Here is a 16,115-nt window from a genome sequence, read left to right as displayed (position 1 = left end):
CGATGTCAGACCAGCGTCATCCCCCCGTCGATCATCACGATCTGCCCGGTCATGTAGTCGCTCTCTCGCGACGCGAGGAAGGTGGTCGTTCCCGTGATGTCGGGCGGCGTCGCGACACGGCCCTTGAGGATCGAGGAGGAGAACTCCTCCATCGCCTGCCCCGGGCGGGCAGAAGCGCCGATCTCCATAAGGTCGCGGTCGACCTGTTCCCACATCTCGGTCTTCACGACACCGGGCGCAAAGCCGGTCACGGTGATCCCGTGCCTGGCAAGGTCGCGAGCGCCGGATTGCGTCAGCGACACCACAGCGAACTTCGACGCGCAGTAGGGTGCCACATTGTCGAAGCCTTGACGGCTCGCGACGGAGGCGGTGTTGACGATCTTGCCCGCCATGCCATCGGGTCCCCGGCCCTGCGCCATCATCTGACGGGCCGCCTCCTGCATGCCGATCATGCAGCCCAGACCGTTCACGCCCATGATGAAATTCCAGTTGGCTTCGTCCACGTCCATGAAGTTCATCGGCTTGTTGACGCCCGCGTTGTTGAACTTCACGTCGAGCCGTCCGAAGGTCTCGACGGTGTGGTCGATCATCGCGCGGACGGCGGCGCGGTCCGTCACGTCCACCCGGGCCGAGGTCACGTTCTGCGCGGCGAAGCGTGCGCTGTTCTGTTCGGCGACCGCGGCGACACCGTCACCGTCGATGTCGGCGAAACAGACCTTCGCGCCCTCTTCCAGCAGCGCCTCGCCGATTGCGCGGCCGATGCCGCGCGCCGCGCCCGTCACGATGCAGGCGCGCCCCGTCACACGTCCCATGGCGTGTTTCCTCACATGTCTTGGGTTTGGTCCAACCGACAATGCGGGGCACGCAGGTATTTGCGCGCGCCCCGCACCGCGGGAGGATCGATCAGAACACCGGCTTGGAGAACTCTTCCATGTTGTCCTGGGTGATCTTCGGCGTGTCGAAGTAGTTCAGGAACGGCACCTCTTCACCGCTCAGCACGTCGACCGCGGTCTGCAGCGCGGCCTTCGCATCGTCGACCGGCGACTGGTAGATCGAACCCCAGTAGTCGCCCGCTGCCATGGCCTCGTAGCCCACCGCGAAGTTGGTCGCGCCGACAAAGATGATGCCGTCGCGGCCCGCGGCCTTGGCGGCGTTCAGCGCGCCCACACCCATGTTGTCGTCTCCGGCATAGACGCCGTCGATGTCATCGTACTTCACGAGGAAGGCTTCCATGACCTGCTGCGACTTCTCGCGGTTCCAGTCTCCCGGCTGGGTGTCGACGACGGTCACGTTCGGGCAGACCTCCGGCAGGCGGTCCTCGAAGCCCTTGGCGCGTTCGATGGCGGTGGTGTAGCCCGGCTGGCCGGTGATGTGGACGACCTGCGCCTCGTCCTCGATGCCCATCTCCTTGAACTTGTCGCACATGATCTCGGCCGAGCGGGCGCCCTGCGTGATGTTGTCCGGACCGGAGAAGGACTTCACGAAATCGAAGCCCTGCTCGGCGATGTTCGAATTGGTCACGATGACCGGGATACCGGCCTGGTGCGCCTTGCGAACGGCGGGGATCACTGCCTCGCCGTTGGTCGGCCAGATGATGATGGCGTCGACGTCCTGCTGGATGAGGTCCTCCATCTGCGCGATCTGGCGGGCCACGTCGCCGCCCGCGTCGAGCACGATGGTCTCGACCATGTCGTTGGCCTCTGCCGCCTCGATGAAGGCCTTCTCGTAGGTGGTCTGGTAGCTGTCGACGCCCACGTTGTTCTGCGTGATGCCGATCTTCATCGCGCCGCCGTGGCTTTCGGCAAAGGCGGCCCCGCCGAACGTGACCGCTGCGGTGGTGACCGCAAGAATCGTCCTGATCTTCATGTTATTCCTCCCATGGAATTGACTGAGCGGGTGCCGCACCTCTTGCGACCATCCCCGGGGCTCCTCCCGGGCCCCCTGAACCATCCGGCCTGGCCGAATGAACGTGACTCAGCGTGCCCGGTTTTGACGCAGAGGCATCCATCAAAAATATCCGAAATGAGATATGATTTATTCAGATTGGACAGATTCTCGATACGCACCGGGGATCACATTGGACATCCTGCAAGGAGACCCGCGGTGACACAACGCGATTCATCCAAGATGGATGCGGCGAATGGGCCGCACAGCCACCCGAACATCAAGAAGAAGACGCAGGCCATGAACGACATGGGAGGACATGACCGACAAAGCCCCGCCGCGCCGCTGGCGAAGCCGGAGGCCGTGGAGATCCTGTCCTTCCTCGAAGCCTTCAGCGACGAACTTGAGGGCGCGCTCGACCTCGTGGCCCCAAACGCGCACCTGCGCATGATGATGCACCTGCTGCAGGGGCACCTCGACGGCAAGACAGTCACGCCCACTTCGCTGATCGGCGCCAGCCGCGTGCCCTATGCCACGGCGAACCGGCGGCTGAAGGAGATGGTCGATGCCGGCCTGATCGAACAGCGCCCGCGCACCGCTACCGGCAAGAGCTTCTCGATGCACCCCAGCGAAGCGATGATCGAGACGTGGATGCAGCTTTCGGGCCGCCTGCGCCGCCTGGGCGAGACCACCTTCGGCGGGCCGGGCCGTGGGCAGGACACCCGCGACTATTACTTCGGCGGCAGCTACATCGCCGCGCAGTCCATCCCGCCGCTGCGGGTGCTGCACGAACCGCTCAAAGTCTCGGGCGGGCTGCGGGTGCTGGTGCATGGCGATCCGACCTTCATGGTCATGGACACGCTCAAGCGCCAGTTCGAACAGGTGATCGGCACGGAGATCAGCCAGCGCGCCTTTTCCATCGACCGCCTGCGCGAAGAGGCCCTGCGCAACGCGGCGCGCGACGCCAGCCGATACGACATAATCGCCGTCGACCTGCCGTGGATCGGCGAGTTCGCCAGCAAGAACGTCCTCATGCCGCTGGACGATGCCATGGACCTGTCGCGGCTCGACCCGGCGGACTTTCACACCGCGGGCTGGCAAGGCGCGCATTGGGGCGGGCGGGCCTACGGCGTACCGGCGCAGACCACGCCGGAGCTCCTGTTCTACCGACACGACCTGTTCGCCAAGGCCGGGCTTGAGCCGCCCTCCACCACCGAAACGCTGCTGGACGCGGCGCGTGCGCTGCACGACCCGCAGCGCGGCAAGTACGGCATAGCCTGGAACGCCGCGCGCGGCACGGCGCTGGGGCACACGGTGCTGATGACCTTTGCCGACTTTGGCCAGCCGATCCTCGACCTTCCGGAACAAGCGGGCGGTTTCGGAACCGAACACCTCGCCCGGGGTCATTACCGCGCGACGATCGACACCGATGCCGGTCTGGCCGCGGCCGAGTTCCTGCTGGAGCTGCTCAAGTATTCGCCCCCCGACATCCTGTCGATGTCCTGGTACGAGCGGGTCCGCCCCTATGCCGCCGGGAAGGTGGCCATGGCCTACGGCTATACGCTGCTGGCCCCCTACTTCGAACTGGACGAGACCTCGCCCGCCTGCGGCCAGACCAGCTACCTGCCACATCCGCCGGCACCGGGCATGCGGCCCGTCGCCCCGGTCGGCGGCTACGTCATGGGCATCCCCGCCAACCTCGCGCCAGAACGGGTGCCCGCGGCGGTCGAGGCGCTGCGGGTCTTCACCTCGCCGGAGGCGCAGAAGCTTTACGTGCAGAACGGCAGCCGCACCAACCCGCGCTACTCGGTCGGGGCCGATCCGGACGTGCGCCGCCTCTCGACCATCTTCGAGGCGGTCGACGGGATGTCATGGCGCGACGAACTGCAATTCTGGCCGCGCCCGCCGGTGCCGGAGATCGGCGACATCTTCAAGATCTGCGGCGAGGAATTCCACGACATGCTCCGCGGGATTGTCTCCCCGCGCGAGGCTTTGCGCCGCGCACAGGACCGCGCCGACGCATTGATCGGACAAAACGGGACACCGTGATAGGAGGAGGAAATCACCATGGACCCCAATCGCTTGAAGGGAAAGAACATCCTGATCACCGGTGCCGCGCGCGGCATGGGTGCGGCCAGCGCCGAAAGCTTTGCCGCGCAGGGGGCGAACGTCTGCCTCGGCGACCTGGACGAGGCCGAGGCGCAGAAGGTCGCTGACCGGATCAACGCCGCCGGGAACGGCCGCGCCATCGCGGTGAAGATGGACGTGACCAAACGGGAGGATAACGCGGCGGCCGTCGCCGCGGTGGTGGACGCCTTCGGATCGATCAACGTCGCCCTGTTCAACGCGGGCCTGAACAAGCCCCGGTTCTTCATGGATATCGATGAGGACAACTGGGACATGATCATGAACGTCAACACCAAGGCCATGTGGCTTGGCATGCAGGAGACGGCGAAGCAGATGATCGCGCAGGGCCCGATGGAGGATCATCCCTACAAGCTGATCAACGTGGGCAGCATCGCCTCCCGCAAACCGCTGGTGGACGTGACGGTTTATTGTACCTCGAAATACGGCTGTCTGGCGCTGACCGAATGCGGCGCGCTCGGGCTGGCCGAGCACAACATCACCGTCAACGGATATGCCCCCGGCGTGGTCGTCACCCCGCTGTGGGAGCAACTGGACAAGGAACTGGTCGAGATCGGCTTCAAGGAACGCGAGGGGCAGGCCTACGACGACATCGTCGCCAACAACCTTGTCATCAAGCGGGTCTCCTACCCCAAGGACATCACCGGGACCGCGTCCTTCCTGGCGTCCGACGACAGCGACTACATGACCGGCCAGATGATCTCCATCGACGGCGGCTGGGTAACGAAGTAACCCACTGACTTTCCGAACAATTTCAACCCATGCAACGGGCCGCCCGCGCGACCCGGAGGAGCTTTCCATGTCCCGCGCACTGATGCCGAACCTGCTGACCCCGCAAGACCTCGAACCCAACTGGGAATGGCGCGAACGCCTTCCCGCATGGGGCCACACCTCGGTCGACTTCGAACGCCGCATCGACCATGACCGACTGCGCCGCTACCGGCTGGCCCGGACTCGGCAGGCGCTGCAGAACTCGCCCGCAGGCACGCTCTTGCTGTTCGACGTGAACAACATCCGCTACGTCTCGGCCACCAAGATCGGCGAATGGGAGCGGGACAAGATGTGCCGCTTCTGCCTGCTGACCGGCGACGACAGCCCCTACGTCTGGGATTTCGGCTCCGCCGCCGAGCACCACAAGCGCTACTCCGATTGGCTGGAGCCGAGCCATTGTCTGGCCGGTGTGGTGGGGATGCGCGGGACGATCCCGCCTGAATTCGGCCTGATGAAGAAATACGCCAAGCAGATCGCCGGGCTGATCCGCGACGCAGGGATGGCCGACATGCCGGTGGGTGTGGACTACGCCGAGACGGCGATGTTCCATGCGCTGCAAGAGGAGGGTCTGCACGTCGTCGACGGCCAGCAGATCATGCTCGCCGCGCGCGAGATCAAGAACTGGGACGAGATCCAGCTTCTGACGCAGGCGGCCAGCATGGTCGATGGCGTCTACCACATGATCTACGAAGAGCTGAAACCCGGCATCCGCGAGAACGACATCGTCGCGCTGTCGAACAAGATGCTCTACGAGATGGGTTCGGACGACGTGGAAGCGATCAACGCCATTTCCGGCGAGCGCTGCAACCCGCACCCGCACAACTTCACGGACCGCTACTTCCGCCCCGGGGATCAGGCCTTTTTCGACATCCTGCAGTCCTACCAGGGCTACCGGACCTGCTACTACAGGACCTTCAACATCGGCCGCGCGACGCCGTCGCAGAACGATGCCTACGTGAAGGCGCGTGAGTGGATCGACGCCTCGATTGCCGCGATCAAGCCGGGGGTGACGACCGATCAGGTAGCAAAGCTCTGGCCCAAGGCGGAGGAATTCGGTTTTCCGAACGAGGACGCCGCCTTCGGCCTTCAGTTCGGCCACGGTCTGGGTCTGGCGCTGCACGAACGCCCGATCATCTCGCGTGCCGTCAGCCTCGATCACCCGATGGAGATCCAGACCGGCATGGTCTTTGCGCTGGAAACCTATTGCCCGGCGACCGACGGCTATTCCGCCGCGCGGATCGAGGAAGAGGTCGTCGTGACCGAGAAGGGCTGCGAGGTCATCTCCCTCTTCCCCGCCGAAGACCTGCCCATCGCGAACCGGTACTGAGCGATGCGCAATCCGTTCGACCTGACAGGCCGCAAGGCCCTTGTCACCGGCGGGGCGACCGGCATCGGAGAGGGCATCGCCCTCGCCCTTGCCGCCGCCGGTGCCGACGTCGCCCTCACCTACAGGAGCCACCAGCCCGAGGAAACACTGGCCCGGATCAAGGCGACGGGGTGCAAGGCCGCCGCCGTGCGCGCCGATTTCGCCGGGATGGACGAGGCCGGCGCCAGGGAGGTTGTGACCTTCGCTGCCGACGCGCTTGGCGGGCTCGACATCCTCGTCAACAATGCGGGCATCATCCATCGCGAGGACTCGACCGACATGGCGCTGGACGACTGGCGCCGGGTGCTTTCCGTCAACCTCGATTCCGTGTGGCTGCTGTCACAGGCCGCCGGACAACGCATGGTCGCCCAAGGCAGCGGCAAGATCGTCATCGTGTCCTCCGTGCTCGGCTCGCAGGGGGGGCTGCGGGTGCCGGCCTATGCCTCCTCGAAACACGCGGTGCTGGGCCTGACAAAGGCGCTTTGCAACGAGTGGGCACCGCATGGCGTGAACGTCAACGCCATCGCCCCCGGCTACACCGCCACGGACAACACGCAGGCGCTGCGCGACGATCCCGACCGATCGAAGGCGCTGCTGGACCGCATACCGGCAGGCCGCTTCGCCGAGCCGTCGGAGATCGCGGGCGCCGCGGTGTTCCTCGCCTCCGAAGCCGCCGCCTACTGCCACGGCAGTTGCGTGACGGTGGACGGCGGCTGGCTCGCCCGATGAAGGAGAAGACCATGGAACAGACACTTGCGGGCAAGACCGCCCTCGTCACCGCCGCCGCCAACGGTATCGGGCGAGCGTCTGCCGAGGCGCTGGCCGCGCGCGGTGCGACGGTCATCGCCACCGACATCGACGGCGACGGCGTGGCCCGGATTGCCGAGGGGACAGACCGGATCAGCGCGCACCGACTGGACGTGCTGGACGCAGACGCCGTCGCGGCGCTGATCGCCGATCTCGCGCCGGTCGACATCCTCGTGAACTGCGCCGGATGGGTGCATGACGGCAGCATCCTCGACTGTGACGATGCGGTGTGGGACCGGTCGTTCGAGCTGAACGCCAAGGCCCTCTTCCGGCTGACGAAGGCCGTCCTGCCGGGCATGCTGGAAAGGGGCGCAGGTTCCATCGTCAACATCGCCTCCATCGTATCGAGCGAGAAAGGCGCGCCACGCCGCTTTGCCTACGGCGCGTCCAAGGCCGCGATCATCGGCATGACCAAGTCGATCGCCGCCGATTTCGTGAAGGACGGCATCCGCTGCAACGCGATCTGCCCGGGCACGGTGCAAAGCCCCTCGCTCGAAGACCGGCTGCGCGCGACAGGCGATTTCGACAAGGCGCTGGCCAGTTTTACCGCCCGCCAGCCCATGGGCCGCCTCGGCAAGCCGGAGGAGATCGCCGCGATGGTCTGCTACCTCGCCGGCGATCTGGCGGGTTTCACCACGGGGCAGGCCTTTGCCGTGGACGGCGGGTGGTCGATTTGATGCGACTGGACCGTGCCGCTTCCATCGACGATCTGCGCGACATGGCGCGTCGCCGCATCCCGCGCTTTGCCTTCGACCTGGTTGATGGCGGCGCGGAGTCCGAACGCAACATGCGCCGCAACTGCACCGCCTTCGAGGAGGTGGAACTGGTGCCGCGCTACATGGTCGACGTCTCGGCCATCGACACGCGCACGGAACTTTTCGGTCAGACCTACGACGCCCCCTTCGGGATGGCCCCCATCGGCATGCTCAACGCCTTCTGGCCTGGCGCGGACCTCGCGCTGGCAAGGCTTTGCAAGCGGGAGAACCTGCCCTATGTCGCCTCTTCCGCCGCCTCAACCACGCTGGAGGCGCTGGCGGAGGCCGCGGATGGCAATGGCTGGTTCCAGCTCTACGTCTCGGGCGACGACACGGTGACCGAGGGGCTTGTGTCCCGCGCCGAGGCTGCGGGCTACGGCGTGATGCTCGTCACCGCCGATGTGCCCGCCGCCGGGAAGCGGGACCGCGACATCCGCAACCAGTTGGCCGTGCCGTTCCGGATCACGCCGGAGGTCGCGCTGGGGCTCCTGGCCCATCCCCGCTGGTCGCTGGAGACGCTCTTTCACGGAAAACCCAACATCGCCAACTATGCCGACCTGCTGCAATCCGCGACGTCCTACGCCGAGGTGCAGAAGACCCTCATCACGCCGGCCTTCGATTGGGAGGCCCTGCAGCGGCTTCGCGACCGCTGGGGCGGCAAGCTGCTGGTGAAGGGCATCCTCCACCCCGACGACGCCCTGCGTTGCGCCGGGACCGGGTGCGACGGCATCGTCGTCTCCAACCACGGCGGCCGCCAGGTCGCCTTCGGCCCAGCCACCGCGGACGTTCTGCCCGGCATCGCAAAGGCGGTCGCGGGCCGGATGAAGGTGATCGTGGACAGTGGCATCCGGCGGGGTGCGGACCTCATGCGCGCAAAGGCCCTGGGGGCAGACTTCGCCCTGACCGGACGGGCGCTCGCCTTCGGCGTGGGCGCAGGCGGCGCGCATGGCGCGGCGCGGGCGGTGGAGATCCTCGAGCTGGAACTGGTGCGCGCCCTGGGCCAACTCGGCGTCCCCCACTTCGGCGACGTCGGCCCCGAGCACCTGGCACGGTCGCGAACGTAAAGGGCTGTGGGTTGAAGAGATCGTCTGCGCGTTCCGGCGGTATAGGCTGCTGCCGCTGGACGCCTCCCTCTATGCGCTACACCCCACGATCACGCACTTGACGCGGCCGGCGCTCCATCGGTGTCTTCCGCGGCACGGCAACTCGCTTTTGCCGGATATCGAGGGAAACAAGCCCAGAAGCCAAAGGTTCAAACGCTACCCGGTTAGGATCTTCCACATCGACATCGCCGGGGTGCAGACCGCTGAGGGTAAGCTTTTTCTCCATGCGGCCTTTGACCGAACCAGCAAATTCGCTGTGACCCAACTGATCGAGAAGGCGCACCGCAAGACGGCCTTGGGAGTTGCTGGAGCTTCTCCTCCAAGGCCTGCCCTATGGGATCCACACGATCCTGTCAGATAAGGGCATCCAGTTTGCCAAACTGCCGCGAAACCTCAAGGCGATCCATTTTTCGGCCGATGCTTTTCGACATGGCTTATGAGGACGATGGGATGGAGCATCAACTGACGAAGCCGAACCGTCCGTGGGGCAACGGCCAAATCCAGCGCATCACCCGCACGATCAAGGACGCGACCGTCAAGCGGAACGCGCCGTCTCACCATTTCAAACGATGCATCGCGGCAAATAAGCGCCAAGATAAGTGTCACACGTAGGCCAAAGCGGAAGAGGCCGAGACAGGGACCGAGAACAGACGCCTTCGAACCTCCCTGAACGAGGTCGAAAAAGGAACCGAAATCATCGGGCAGTGATGCTGATGGAAAAACTGCGCCGAGCGCCCGGTGGGGGCGGCGGACAGGAGCCAACACGGCGGATCAGTTGAACCGCCACGCGGTCAAGCGCAGCATTGCCCGACCGACCGGCCAGACCGACGCCCGTAACCCGGCCACTGCCGCTCACGCTGAACGACACGCGCGCCGTGCCGCCGCCGGACACATTGGGTCTTCCCGCCCGCGACACACAGGACATCACCAAGCCGGGATAGTTGTTTGCTGCCGCATTGCCCGCCGCCTGCCTCTTGCTGTCGCCGGACCCGCTTTGGCGGTTGGTCGCCTGGCGCGACCCGTTGGTCGATCCGGCGCGGGCGTTCTGCTGAGCGTTGCCGCGTGGGGCTGCGGAGGCCGCCTTGGTCCTTGCAGTGCGGGCTGCGCGCTGCCTGGTTTCGAAGGCCCTGGCCTTGGGGGCGACGGTTTCCTCGAAGGCCGCCGTGCGCGCGGGCGGCGGGCGCAACGACCGCGCCACGCTGGCATGGGTTGGGGCCTCACCGGATACGGACTCGGTCTCGGCCACCGGCGGCGTCGCCATCAAGGGACCGGTTGCGGAAGCCTCGGGTCGCATCGCCTGCAGGGGTTGCACGGGCAAAGCGGCAATGCGCTCCGGAAGAGACTCGGGTCGTGCCTTTTCAGACGGGGTGAGCGCAACGTTGCTCAAGGTATCAAGCGGCGCGGAAACTGCCGCCTCCGGTACGACCGTGGCACTTTCGCGCGGTGTCTCGCCTGGGATCGCTTGGGGGCGTTGGTGCGGCGCGGTCTCGGGGTGTTCCGCAGGGGCCAGCGGCTCAGTCTGCGCCCTATCCACGGGTTGCACCTCATCCTGTGCAGCGGCAAGGGGCTGCGCTGCTGTAGGGTCCAGTCGATCCTCCGTCTCCGCAGCATGCATCGTTCCGGCCACGAGATCCGCGAAGGACGCGCCCAACTGCACCTCAGACCTGCCCGCCGCACCTTCGGTCTGGACAGGCTCGCCGGTCAGGAGCACCAGCGCGACCGCCGCATGGGCGCTGGTGGCGACCAGCGCCGCGGCGAGTTTCACCGGATGGGAGTGCGCGATCATTCCAGCCCCCTTTCTGTCACCAGAACCACGCTTTCGGCCCCGGCAGTGCGAAGCGCGCGCCCCAGTTGCACCAGGTCCTGCGCCGGCAGGTCGCGGTCCGGCACGATCCGCACGCGAACGCGCTCTTCCTCTGTGAGACTGGCCAGATGTGCCTCGGCGGAGACGACTTCGGCACCGCGATACGTCATCCGCCCGTCCACATGCACGACCAACGCATTCGCCGGGCTCTGCCTGTCGAGGTCTGCGGTGCGCACGAGGCTGAGGCCCTTGTCCAGCGGTTGCGCGAGTGTGCCCGCGACGAGGAAGAAGATCAGCATCAGGAAGACGATATTGATGAGCGCGGTGGTGGGTTCGCGGTCGGATGTGCGGCGGCGGCGTTGCATCAGGACTGCTCCAGCACTGTAACTTTGGCCCCGGGCACCTGGCGCAGGGCCACCAACAGGTCCGTCAGTCGTTGCGCGCTGACCGCATCCCGCAGAGAGACGAGCACGACGGGGTCCTGCGTCTCTCCGAAACCTTCGCGGAGCGTGTCGAGCGCCACGGTGCGGCCATTGATATCCAGCGTCTCCGCACCCAGACGCAGAAAGAAGGGAGGCGCGTCGCTGGAGACTGCCGCAGCGCCACCGGCTCCAGCAGCCGCAAGTTCGACCTCGGAGAAGCGGGTAAACGTCGAACTCAGCATGAAGAACAAGAGCAGCAGGAAGATGACGTCAATCAGAGAGGTCATCGAGAGCCTGCGACGGCGGGTGCGTTTACGCATGGGACGGCCTGCGCGGTTCGACCGGTTCGGGCATGCGCCCCTGCTGTGTGCCGAAGCCCTGATCCCTTCCGGCGGGCGACAGGATGGCGCGCAGAGATTGCCCCGCCAGCACGCGTTCCTTGTCCATACGCGCCTCGAACCAGCTGAGCACGACCGAGGTGGGCATGGCCACGGCCAGCCCCACCGCCGTCGTCAGCAGCGCCACCCAGATGCCGCCAGCCAGAATGGAGGGATCGACCTGACTGCCCGCCTCTTGCAGGGCCTGAAAAGCGGAGATCATACCGAGCACCGTGCCGAAAAGCCCCAGAAGCGGCGCCAGTTGCGCCACCGAATCGAGCAGTCGGAATCCACGCTCCAGGCGGGCAAAGCGCATCTCTGCCTCCGCCTCCAGCCGCGCGCCGTCCTCTTGCCCGGCCATGGCCATGGCGATCACGGGAGCAAGGTAGCTCGTCGATCTTTTGAGGTGCCGCCGCGCATCGGACCGATCCCCACCGTCCCATGCTGCCACCGCCTGCCCAAGCGCCATGTGCCGCCCGACACCAGCCGAATGGAATTGCCACAGCTTGTAGAGCACCACCGAAAGCACCACGACCGACATGGCGCAGAGCAGCAGCACGACCGGCCCGCCAAGGTCGTAGATCCGCTCGATCGCATTCCGCAACTCCATCATCAGCCGATCACCTCCACGTCGATCCGCGAGCGCAGGTGCAGCGCCTTGCCGCAGAAATCTTCACCGGCGGTCGTTTCGGTATCCGTTTCGCAGGTCTGCGCGCCGTTGATCAGTACCCGCCCGAGGGTGTCGCAGTTGAGTTGCGGCACGACGAATTGCCGGACACGGGTGCGCATCGCTGGCAGCGCCCCGAAGTCGAACAGGGTCATCCGGTCCACCGCACCGGATTTGTCGAAGAGCACCGCTTCGAAGACGGCGGATTTCAGGTCGGTTTCAAAGCCGTTCAAGACGACGAAGCTCATGCGGCAATTGCCGTCCTGCGCTTCGATGGAGTTCAGTTCGATGGTCAGCTTGTCGGACGCATCCTCCTGCGCTTGGGCGGGCAAGGCCAGCAGCGCGGTGGTGGTCACGGCAAGTAGCGAAGTCAATGCACGTGGCATTCTTGCGGTCTCCTGCATGAGGTCGGGTATATGGCTGGCACCGTGGTGAGGGGCGTTCCCACCGGGCTGACTGAACAGGAAAGCCCGAGGCGGGCTGCGCTTCAGGTCAAGCCGCAACCCGATGAGATAACTTGGTCAAGTGGACCGGAGGGGATGCCCCCCGGTCCTGCGGGCCTCAGAAGGACTTGGTGAGCGCCACCTTGAACGTACGCCCCGGCGCCTTGCGCGTGGCCGAGGACAGATGCCCGACGTAGTCGAGGTCCAGCGCGTTTTCGATGCCGAATCGCACTTCCGAACCCTCCAGCCATTTCACATCGGCGGGCCGCCATGTGGCGCGCAGGTTGTGGACCGTGGCGTCCGACAGGTCGGCGCCGGCGGAATCACGGCGGTCAGTGGCATGAACGACTTCCCAGCTCAGGTCGAGACGGTCGTCCCACTTCCGGCCGATGGCCAGTTGCACACGGTCCGACGCGCTGTTGCGCCATACGGCGCTGGTGCCATCGGGGTCGAACTCTGTGCCTTCGCCGACGTGCCCGGCGAGGTCGAAGTAAAGACCCGAAGCCATGCCATAGGAGGCTTCCAGCTCGACCCCCTTGGTTTCCACCCGGTCGAGGTCCGTCGAGGTGTCGCCCGATGCGGTGTACGTGGTGATGTCCCAAAGCTCCGTCTTGTAGAGATTGCCGCGCAGGGTCAGGTTGTCGCCCCGCGCAAAGACATCCATCCCGGTGTAGGCCGCGCCCAATTCGAAGGTCTTGGATTTCTCCGTCATGTCGAGCCGGCGCTGGGACGTAGCGGAGGCGCCCAGATCGTCGATCAGCGGCAGACCCTCGGTATAGGCCGCCGAGCCAAAGACCGAGAAACCGTTGCCGAAGTCATATCCCAGCGCCAGCCCGCCCATGAGCGCATCTTTTTCGTAGTTCTGCGGCACTCCGACCAGCGTCTCGGAGCTTTCGAGCCGCGAGGATTCGTACCGCAGCGCGGGCGTGACGGTAACCTGCCCGATGGTCATCTCGTCCACGACGAAGGCCGCCAGCCGCCGATCCGTGCCGCCCGGCGCCGATGAGGCGTTCAGCCGCTCCTTGCGGATGGCCTCGACCCCGGCCAGCATGTCGTGCTGCACCATACCTGTGGCGAAGAGCGCGCGGTTGGAGATCGTGAGCTTCTTGGTCTGGTAACGGTTGTCGGCACAGACCACCCCGGTGAAGGCACTGGCGCAGAAGTCCTCCGCCGACCCGAACTGGTATTCCGAACTGCCGTCGATATAGGTCGTGTCGATCTGCTGGTCGGCATAGGAAAGCGTGGCAGTCAGATCGATCAGGTCGTTCGCGGGATTGTAGCGGTACTCCAGCGTGCTTTGCTCCGTATCCGTCAACCGGTCCACGCTTCCGAAAGAGCCGGCCGAGGTCTGGAACTGGTCGTAGGGCACGTTCTTGTCATCGGCCACGGTGCGGGAATGGCTGAAAGTCAGCGAATGAGCGTCGTCCGCGCCGAAGGTGAACTTCGCCTTGGCGAGGTAGGAAGGCGTGCGGAAGGCACTGTTGCCGATGGTTTTCCCGTCTCCGGCGGTCAGGTCATCCTGATCGCGCAGCGTATAGTTGAGGAGGAACTCTGCGCCCTCTGTCGGCATCCACGCGAGATTGGTCGAGGTGGCAAAACCATCGCCGTTCGAGCTGTATTCCAGCGTTTGCGAGCCGCCGAACCCCGGCACACCGCCGGTGAAGTCCGAGGCATCCTTGGTTTCCAGCTTCACCACGCCGCCAACGATACCTGATCCATAGGCAAAGCTGCCGATGGTCCCACGCAGCACCTCCGCCTGACGATAGAGGAGCGGATCGGTGAACAGCTGCGTGCCGATTCGGTAGATCTCTTCGGAACCGACCGTGGCGCCGTCGATCATGACGGCGATCTTCTGGTCGCTGCCGTAGGTCGTATTGGCGCCAAAGCCGCGGATGTTGATCCCCGAGCCCTGAGGCGTGGTGCCGTTCACCAGCGTGACGCCGGGCACCGAATCGATAAGTTGCGCCACGGTGCTGGCTTGCCGGTCCTGGATTTCCTCTTCGTCAACGACCGTTCGCGACAGCGCTGTGCCAAAGCTGAGGTCGCGCTTGCCGCCGGTAAGAACCAGTGTTCCGAGAAAGCCGGGGTCGCTGTCCTGCGCCAAGGCCGGCATGGCCAGTGAGAGGCAGACAAGCGCGGTCGTGCCGCGCATCAGGGAGGTGAGCATTCGCGCCATCCTTCGTGAGTTTTAGGCCATGGCTTGCGAAGGCTTGCGGGGCGGTTGTGATTATTTTGCGATACCCATTATCGCGATGGGTTGCAGCGTTAACCTTATCGCACTAAAACAGTCAAGTAATTTGAGACAGCCACGCACCGCCTCCCTCCGCGCGCAGCCATCGGACCACTTGAACCCTCCGAGGATGCCCATGACGCAGCAAGCCCTGTCTGACCCTTCCGCCATTCGTGCCTTTCTGGCTGACAATCCCAAGCTGCGCGCCCGCGATGCCGCAGATGCCATGGGTATTTCCGAAGCGCAGCTCGTCGCCGCCAGCATCGGTCAGGGCACAGCGCGGATCGCAGCCCATCCCGACCTGATCGTTCCCGCCGCCGAACGGCTGGGAGAGGTCATGGCTTTGACCCGTGTCAGCGCCTGCGTGCATGAAAAGGTCGGCACCTACGGGAATTACCATCCGGGCGAACACGCCGCGATGACCCTGACGGAGGAGATCGACCTGCGAATCTTCCCGTCGCACTGGGTTCATGCCTACGCGGTCGAAACACAGGCAGACGCAGGGCAGCCCCCGCGCCGCTCGTTGCAGATCTTCGATGCGGCGGGCGACGCGGTTCACAAGATTCACCTTCGCGCCGGATCAAACCATGACCTGTGGGAAGGGGTCGTGGCGGAGATTGCGCTGGACGATCAGTCCGAAGGTCAGGAGGTCGCACCTCGCACGCCGACCGAGGCCGCGAAGGCCCGCCCCGACAAGGTCGACATGCTGCGCGCGGAATGGGCGAAGCTGACCGATACCCACCAGTTCCTGCGTCTGTGTTCCAGGCTCAAGATGAACCGTCTGGGCGCTTACCGCATCGCGGGCGCGCCTTTCGTGCGGGCGCTGGAGCCTTCCGCGGCCAATGCCATGCTGGAGGCGGTGCAGGCGGCAGGCATCGAGGTGATGATCTTTGTCGGCAATCGCGGCTGCATACAGATCCACTCCGGCAAGATCGGCACCCTCAAGCCCATGGGGCCATGGCAGAATATCATGGACCCGGGCTTCAACCTGCACTTGCGGCTCGACAAGGTGGCGGAGGTCTGGGCCGTCGAAAAGCCGACCCAGCGCGGCCCGGCGGTCTCGGTCGAAGCATTCGACGCCGAGGGCGGGATCATTTTCCAGGTCTTCGGCCTCGGCAAGGAAGGCCGCGATTCACGCGCCGACTGGGCGCGGATCGTGGAGGCGCTTCCCGCCGCTGAAAGCGTGGCTGCGTGACGAGGTTTGACGCAATGGCCTGCGCGGCATGGCCACGGCAGTCGTCGTCGTATTCGTGACCACGAAGTACGGATGCTGCCGTTTCTGGCCGGACAGTTCCAGATGCAAGGAAAACGGCAGCAGTAGCATGCCGACGATAAAAAAGG

General features: G+C 65.2%; 15 protein-coding genes. 7 read left to right on the top strand and 8 right to left on the bottom strand.

Translation table 11 applies throughout. The features are described 5' to 3' along the window. Window positions 1-5 precede the first annotated feature (5 nt). Window positions 6-812, bottom strand: a complete 807-nt coding sequence (locus QNI11_RS05470; RefSeq protein ID WP_283982616.1) for an SDR family oxidoreductase — start codon at window positions 810-812, stop codon at window positions 6-8. Window positions 813-903: 91 nt separating this feature from the next. Continuing rightward, window positions 904-1,866 carry a sugar ABC transporter substrate-binding protein gene (locus QNI11_RS05465; RefSeq protein WP_100927430.1) on the bottom strand — a complete coding sequence of 321 codons (963 nt, stop codon included), beginning with the start codon at window positions 1,864-1,866 and terminating at the stop codon, window positions 904-906. 261 nt (window positions 1,867-2,127) lie between these two features. Between QNI11_RS05465 and QNI11_RS05460 the strand changes: the two genes are divergently transcribed. From QNI11_RS05460 to QNI11_RS05435, 6 genes are all read left to right on the top strand, one after another. Further along, window positions 2,128-3,933, top strand: a complete 1,806-nt coding sequence (locus tag QNI11_RS05460) for an ABC transporter substrate-binding protein (RefSeq protein ID WP_373418442.1) — start codon at window positions 2,128-2,130, stop codon at window positions 3,931-3,933. Between the two features lie 18 nt (window positions 3,934-3,951). Next, window positions 3,952-4,761 (top strand): SDR family NAD(P)-dependent oxidoreductase, encoded by an 810-nt coding sequence (locus tag QNI11_RS05455; RefSeq protein WP_283982615.1) that lies wholly within the window; start codon window positions 3,952-3,954, stop codon window positions 4,759-4,761. A 67-nt stretch (window positions 4,762-4,828) separates the two neighbouring features. Next, window positions 4,829-6,127: a Xaa-Pro peptidase family protein gene (locus QNI11_RS05450; RefSeq protein WP_283982614.1), complete on the top strand. Its 1,299-nt coding sequence runs from the start codon at window positions 4,829-4,831 to the stop codon at window positions 6,125-6,127. 3 nt (window positions 6,128-6,130) lie between these two features. Beyond that, window positions 6,131-6,895, top strand: a complete 765-nt coding sequence (locus QNI11_RS05445; protein WP_283982613.1) for a glucose 1-dehydrogenase — start codon at window positions 6,131-6,133, stop codon at window positions 6,893-6,895. 11 nt (window positions 6,896-6,906) lie between these two features. Next, window positions 6,907-7,650 carry an SDR family oxidoreductase gene (locus QNI11_RS05440; protein WP_283982612.1) on the top strand — a complete coding sequence of 248 codons (744 nt, stop codon included), beginning with the start codon at window positions 6,907-6,909 and terminating at the stop codon, window positions 7,648-7,650. Continuing rightward, on the top strand, window positions 7,650-8,792 hold the full coding sequence (locus tag QNI11_RS05435; protein ID WP_283982611.1) for an alpha-hydroxy acid oxidase: 1,143 nt from the start codon (window positions 7,650-7,652) through the stop codon (window positions 8,790-8,792). Before QNI11_RS05440 ends, QNI11_RS05435 begins: the two co-directional genes overlap by 1 nt. Window positions 8,793-9,525: 733 nt before the next feature. On the opposite strand, the gene QNI11_RS05430 is transcribed toward QNI11_RS05435, so the two are convergent. The 6 genes from QNI11_RS05430 to QNI11_RS05405 form a co-directional block, all read right to left on the bottom strand. After that, window positions 9,526-10,617: a TonB family protein gene (locus QNI11_RS05430; RefSeq protein WP_283982610.1), complete on the bottom strand. Its 1,092-nt coding sequence runs from the start codon at window positions 10,615-10,617 to the stop codon at window positions 9,526-9,528. Next, window positions 10,614-11,000 carry a biopolymer transporter ExbD gene (locus QNI11_RS05425; RefSeq protein WP_283982609.1) on the bottom strand — a complete coding sequence of 129 codons (387 nt, stop codon included), beginning with the start codon at window positions 10,998-11,000 and terminating at the stop codon, window positions 10,614-10,616. Before QNI11_RS05425 ends, QNI11_RS05430 begins: the two co-directional genes overlap by 4 nt. Continuing rightward, window positions 11,000-11,344 (bottom strand): biopolymer transporter ExbD, encoded by a 345-nt coding sequence (locus tag QNI11_RS05420; protein ID WP_373418428.1) that lies wholly within the window; start codon window positions 11,342-11,344, stop codon window positions 11,000-11,002. Before QNI11_RS05420 ends, QNI11_RS05425 begins: the two co-directional genes overlap by 1 nt. A gap of 25 nt (window positions 11,345-11,369) precedes the next feature. After that, window positions 11,370-12,047 carry a MotA/TolQ/ExbB proton channel family protein gene (locus QNI11_RS05415; protein WP_283982607.1) on the bottom strand — a complete coding sequence of 226 codons (678 nt, stop codon included), beginning with the start codon at window positions 12,045-12,047 and terminating at the stop codon, window positions 11,370-11,372. Continuing rightward, on the bottom strand, window positions 12,047-12,487 hold the full coding sequence (locus QNI11_RS05410; protein ID WP_283982606.1) for a hypothetical protein: 441 nt from the start codon (window positions 12,485-12,487) through the stop codon (window positions 12,047-12,049). The genes QNI11_RS05415 and QNI11_RS05410 overlap by 1 nt, the downstream gene beginning before the upstream one ends. 175 nt (window positions 12,488-12,662) lie before the next feature. Then, window positions 12,663-14,711: a TonB-dependent receptor plug domain-containing protein gene (locus QNI11_RS05405; protein ID WP_283982605.1), complete on the bottom strand. Its 2,049-nt coding sequence runs from the start codon at window positions 14,709-14,711 to the stop codon at window positions 12,663-12,665. Window positions 14,712-14,910: 199 nt separating this feature from the next. Between QNI11_RS05405 and QNI11_RS05400 the strand changes: the two genes are divergently transcribed. Further along, window positions 14,911-15,969, top strand: a complete 1,059-nt coding sequence (locus QNI11_RS05400; RefSeq protein WP_283982604.1) for a hemin-degrading factor — start codon at window positions 14,911-14,913, stop codon at window positions 15,967-15,969. Window positions 15,970-16,115 lie beyond the last annotated feature (146 nt).

Origin of the sequence: Sagittula sp. MA-2 (assembly GCF_030126985.1) — a bacterium.
Lineage (GTDB): Bacteria > Pseudomonadota > Alphaproteobacteria > Rhodobacterales > Rhodobacteraceae > Sagittula.
The sequence above is the reverse complement of the archived record's forward strand: the minus strand, read 5'-3'. Positions and strand labels throughout refer to the sequence as shown.

Coding starts and splice junctions, on each gene's coding strand:
- QNI11_RS05470 (WP_283982616.1), bottom strand. CDS start 812: ATGGGACGTGTGACGGGGCGCGCCTGCATCGTGACGGGCGCGGCGCGC.
- QNI11_RS05465 (WP_100927430.1), bottom strand. CDS start 1,866: ATGAAGATCAGGACGATTCTTGCGGTCACCACCGCAGCGGTCACGTTC.
- QNI11_RS05460 (WP_373418442.1), top strand. CDS start 2,128: ATGGATGCGGCGAATGGGCCGCACAGCCACCCGAACATCAAGAAGAAG.
- QNI11_RS05455 (WP_283982615.1), top strand. CDS start 3,952: ATGGACCCCAATCGCTTGAAGGGAAAGAACATCCTGATCACCGGTGCC.
- QNI11_RS05450 (WP_283982614.1), top strand. CDS start 4,829: ATGTCCCGCGCACTGATGCCGAACCTGCTGACCCCGCAAGACCTCGAA.
- QNI11_RS05445 (WP_283982613.1), top strand. CDS start 6,131: ATGCGCAATCCGTTCGACCTGACAGGCCGCAAGGCCCTTGTCACCGGC.
- QNI11_RS05440 (WP_283982612.1), top strand. CDS start 6,907: ATGGAACAGACACTTGCGGGCAAGACCGCCCTCGTCACCGCCGCCGCC.
- QNI11_RS05435 (WP_283982611.1), top strand. CDS start 7,650: ATGCGACTGGACCGTGCCGCTTCCATCGACGATCTGCGCGACATGGCG.
- QNI11_RS05430 (WP_283982610.1), bottom strand. CDS start 10,617: ATGATCGCGCACTCCCATCCGGTGAAACTCGCCGCGGCGCTGGTCGCC.
- QNI11_RS05425 (WP_283982609.1), bottom strand. CDS start 11,000: ATGCAACGCCGCCGCCGCACATCCGACCGCGAACCCACCACCGCGCTC.
- QNI11_RS05420 (WP_373418428.1), bottom strand. CDS start 11,344: ATGACCTCTCTGATTGACGTCATCTTCCTGCTGCTCTTGTTCTTCATG.
- QNI11_RS05415 (WP_283982607.1), bottom strand. CDS start 12,047: ATGATGGAGTTGCGGAATGCGATCGAGCGGATCTACGACCTTGGCGGG.
- QNI11_RS05410 (WP_283982606.1), bottom strand. CDS start 12,487: ATGCCACGTGCATTGACTTCGCTACTTGCCGTGACCACCACCGCGCTG.
- QNI11_RS05405 (WP_283982605.1), bottom strand. CDS start 14,711: ATGCTCACCTCCCTGATGCGCGGCACGACCGCGCTTGTCTGCCTCTCA.
- QNI11_RS05400 (WP_283982604.1), top strand. CDS start 14,911: ATGACGCAGCAAGCCCTGTCTGACCCTTCCGCCATTCGTGCCTTTCTG.